Raw genomic sequence first — 5,117 nt, forward strand, 5'->3', positions numbered from 1 at the left:
GAATTTGAATAAATCAATTATTTTAGTATTTTCAATATCTTTGATATTATTATTGTCTTTATCAGCAGTATCTGCAGAAGACTTATCAGATGGGGATAATGCTAATTTATCTAATGATGTTGAAGAGATTTCTATATCCAATACAGCACAGGATATTTCTTCAGAGGATATTGTTTCAGAGGAAATTTCCCAATCCGAGATTGATGATAATATTAATTTAATTGATGATTCTTCTTTGTATAATGATGAAAATAGTAAAAATCTTGAAAACGAAAATGCAAAAAGCTCAAATGCATTAAATGATGACAATTCTAAACTTACTCAAGGAGATTCCAATCATTTAAGCGAAGGAGATGCCCAAATATATGATGAATTCATTATCAAGAATCCGAGTTTCAATGATTCTATAAATTATTGGGATACTTATGGAAGCTTTGCAAGTCGTACTGGAATTTCTTCACAGTCTCATGATGAAGATAATAAATCCATATCCTTTTTCTCAGCTTCAATAAGCCAAACCATTGATTTCACTGTTGTTGATACTCTTAATTTTTGGTTTATGTCCAATGGAGTTCCAATAACCGTAACAATAGGTGATGATTTTACTGAAATGTATGTATTTGAAGGTCAAGAAGGGAAACATTGGAATTTAATTAGCATAGATACATCCCATATCAATGGATTTCATATGCTAAGCATTACAACTGCAATTATGAGCTATGTTTTAATTGATGATTTTTCTGTTGTAGTTAACAATCTGAATCATGCTAATTTCACAGGTAAGATAATCAATAAGACAGATAACAATTATACTGTTGAATTTACAGACGGATCTTATGGTTTAATCGGCAGTTGGCTTTGGGATTTCGGTGATGGCTCTACCAGCACTGAACGCAATCCAATACATACATTTGAAAATGGAGTATACCCTACTGCATCATTAACTGTATCCAGCGATTATTGCACTGATACTTACAGCCTTAATTTGTATGGTCCAGTCATAGAGCGTAGCGGTGAAACCTTCTGCACTATTCAGGAAGCTATAGATGGGGCAATTGAAAATGATACAATCATAGTTAATCCATATTTGAATCTTGAGTACTATAGTGAAGATCTTATGCTGAATAAATCCGTTACTTTAATCTTTAATAATACTACATTGTTAAACAAAACAAGTAATTTGGTTTTCACCACTGACAAGGATTCTGATGTGAAAATCAGAAATCTGAAATTGAAGAATTTGAATATTGAAATTGATGGTGAAAATGGTTCCAATTTAGAATTTATAGACTCCTCGATTTCAAATTCATCTGTTAATATCCAAGGAAACATAGGATTTATCAATTCCACTATAGACAAAAACTCAAAAGTCAACATCATTGGAGGAAGCTTGTCTTTTAAGGAATCCAAATTAAAAAACATTAATTTAGAATCTAGCAATGCTGACATCTATTTAAATGGCACTAAATTGGAAGATTTTTCAAATGTCACAGCATACAATGGAAATGTGAAATTTTACAGTTCAAATTTTGATAATTCCAAATTTGATATTTCTAATTCAAGTTTTGACATTAAGGATTTATTCATTTTGAATTATTACACTAATGAGAAAAAACTTAAGCATGATTTCATCATTTCCAATAGTTATGGAATTTTGGATAACCTTACATTAAATACACTTTCAAGCGACCATGTTTACGGATCTGTAGGATTAAAATTCATTGATGCAAATGCAAGCATTATAAACAGCAATCTGTCCAAGTGCGATATTGCCATCAATCAGACTGGAGGAGAATTGAACGTTTCAAATAATATTATCCATGACAATTCCATTGGCATTGAGGTCCTAAGCGGAATTTCCAATATACATTATAATGCCATTTACAGCAACTCAAATTCCAGTTTAGTCTACTGTGAGGATTCAGTTAACTATTCCAATAATTGGTGGGGTAAAAATAATCCAAGCTTTATAGCTAACTCTACCCTACCGTCTGATAATTATGATATAGTTTACTTGAGTGAAGGGGAATTGAATAATATTTGTCCATATTTGGTTCTTAATTTAAGTTCAGATTCTGACTTGCTAGCAGTAAATGCCAGTTATATTATATATGTTGATTTAACTTGCAATAGCAATGGAGAGAATACCGTTGATGGTTCTGATTATGAGTCTGTCATATCCAGCACTATTGCGGACATGTTAATCAAATTCCAATCCAATGATGGTTCCTGTGGTGAATGCAGCATTGTCAATGGAAAAGGGGAGTTTAATTTCACCAGCAATGATAAAGGTGTTGAATATATCACTTTCTCATTACTGAACCAAAATTACACTTTGCCTATTGCAATTGATTCTACAGTCCCTAAAATTACATACATTACTCCAAGTACTGTGTTTAATGACACTCTTATTGTGGAAATTGTATGTGATAGTGCCGATGCGATAATCTATTATACCTTAGATGGATCAGACCCTAAAGCCAGCGATACTCGCATTGTTTATGATGGAGCATTTAAGATTGACAAATCCACTACTGTTCATGCTACCGCAATAGATGCAGCTGGAAACTATGCAAGATTGGATTGCTTCAATGCACCTGATGTAAGCGTAACTTACCTTAAGGAGTCTGATTTGTCTGATGAGGATTCCGGTGCAATATGGGGAGAATATCAAGGCAATCTTAATAATACAGGTGTTTCAAATCAGTCTGGTCCCATAACCAACATCAGCAAATGGTCTAGACTTGATATTGCAAGTGATGCATCCGTACTTATAGATAAGGATGGCCTGATTTATGTTGCAGGTGAAGACGGTTATCTTTACTGCTTAAACAGCGAAGGAAAAACTGTTTGGGCATATGGAACTCGAAGCAAAATCATTTCCACTCCAGCCATAGGTTCTAATGGGCATATTTACTTTAGCAACTGGGAAAACAGCACCCTTTATGAACTGGATAATGACGGGTATCTTGTATGGAAATATGAGTTAGGAGATTATTGTCTCGGTTCCAGCATTAAATTCGGCCCTGATGGAACACTTTATGCAATAAGTGGAAATGATAGCTTTACTAAAATATTCGCATTTAAAAATAATAACCTTAAATGGATTTGTGAATTGCCAGTTTCAACTGGAGGTTCCACCCCTGCAATAGCAGAGGACGGCACAGTTTATTTGGTCCTTAAGGATGGTTCCGTCGCATTAATTAATTGGGATGGCACTGTAAAAGGATTCATTAAATCAAAAAGCATCATTAATGAAAGTGCATCTGTAACTATTGGCCCTGATGGACTTTTATATGTTTTAAAGAAGACGGTAGTCAGACAAAATCCCTCATTAAACATTTATTATCTTAACGGCACTCAATATGTGAATGATGGAGATGGCTTAACCCGACTCCAATATCTTTTTAGCACTCCTTCAATCTATGATGGCAAGGCTTACATTTTAGGTCTAAAAAGTTATGATGGGCTGCAAGGCAAATTATATGCATTTGACATCAGCACTGGAGAATGCTTATGGGATGTTAATGTGACAAACGCAGGATTTTCTGCAGCATCCCCTTTAATTTCAGAAAATGGAATGATGTATTTTGCCAGCAATTACACTGTTTATGCATATGATTTAGAAGGCAATGAGATTTGGTCTTATGAATTGACAGGAAAATATGGAAACCCTAAAGTTTTATCAGGACTCACATTGACTGATGATGGCACATTGATTGTCCCCACTACACAGGGTATATATACTTTCAATGATTTAAGCGCAGAATTTACATGGGAACATGTGAACGGTACAGAACGTGGAATTAAATTCACAAGCATAGCCACTGAAGGGAATAACACATATTATTGGCGTTTTGGAGATTATAGATACTCCAGCTTGGAAAATCCAGTTCATGAATATTTCCGCCCAGGCAATTATACAGTGTATTTAACCGTTAATCATAGTGGGGTGTTATTGGGCTGCAATAAGACTATAGAAGTGATCAATCATGACATTACCCCTCCTAGTGATGTTGTTGCAACCATTGATAATATAATTGCCATTGATGCAGAATATCGTGGCAGTCAAAATGTAACTTTAACATCCTCTGATAATTGGGGAGAGTATACAATTTATTATACTGTAGATGGCACAGACCCTAAAAGCAGCTCCACAAGAAGAGAATATTACGAGCCAGTTTTAATTGAGACAGATACCTTGCTCCAGTTTGTTGCAGTCGACCCTGCAGAGAATTACTGCAATGTTGGCAATCTAACATTAAATATTACAGATGCCATATTGGTCAATGAAACACTTGTGGAAAAGATTCAGAAAATCCTCGATGATGCTGAACCTAATAGCAAGATAGTAATCAATTATGACAAAATTGCTGGTGCTAACTTCACTGTCAACAAACCATTAAACATTATAAGCACAAATAATACCTTGCTTGTTGGAAATGGCGTTGACCCTGTTTTCCGTATTGGATCAAATGCTAGCGGCACTACAATAAATGGTTTTTCTCTTGAAAATAGTGGAGATGTTATTCTAGTCAATGAAAGCAGTAATGTCAGCATTTTGAATACCGCAGCATATTCTAGGAATGGAAATGGATTTAATATTTTAAATAGTTCTAATAGTTTGATTAAGGATTCCTCTTCCAGTAAGTCCTATAATGGAATTAACATCGAGGGAAGTTCCAACACAGTTTTAAATCGTGTTAATAGCAGTGATTCATATTGCAATGGAGTTTCAGTCATTAAATCATCAGACACCATAATAAACAATTCCGTGTTTGATAATAATGGCAGATTCCTTAAAGGCAAAGCACAAGCCATTCTGCTTAATAATTCAAATAAAACAAGCATAACCAATAACCTCATAACTAGAGGGTTCTTTGGAATTCGATTTAACAACACTAATAGAGATGTGAACATAATCAACAACACTATTAATGAAACCAGTGCAGACGGCATTTTATTTGAGGGGTCTGCAATTCGTGTAAATGTAACTTTGAATACCATTGAAGGAACATTCAATGGCCTTAACTTTAATGGTTATGTTAAGAATGTTTATGTGAGCGAGAACCTTGTTTGGAAAATGCATTCCCATAGTGATGATATTGAAGCCAGGA

Annotated in this window: 1 protein-coding gene; it reads left to right on the top strand. The window is 34.5% G+C overall.

Annotated elements, in window-relative coordinates; all coding sequences use genetic code 11:
* Positions 1-52 precede the first annotated feature (52 nt).
* A partial coding sequence (locus tag ACKI5C_RS02815) for a chitobiase/beta-hexosaminidase C-terminal domain-containing protein (RefSeq protein WP_407431714.1) occupies positions 53-5,117 on the top strand: 5,065 nt, incomplete at its 3' end.

Source organism: Methanobrevibacter sp., from assembly GCF_045646045.1.
In the GTDB taxonomy this organism is placed as follows: Archaea; Methanobacteriota; Methanobacteria; order Methanobacteriales; family Methanobacteriaceae; genus Methanocatella.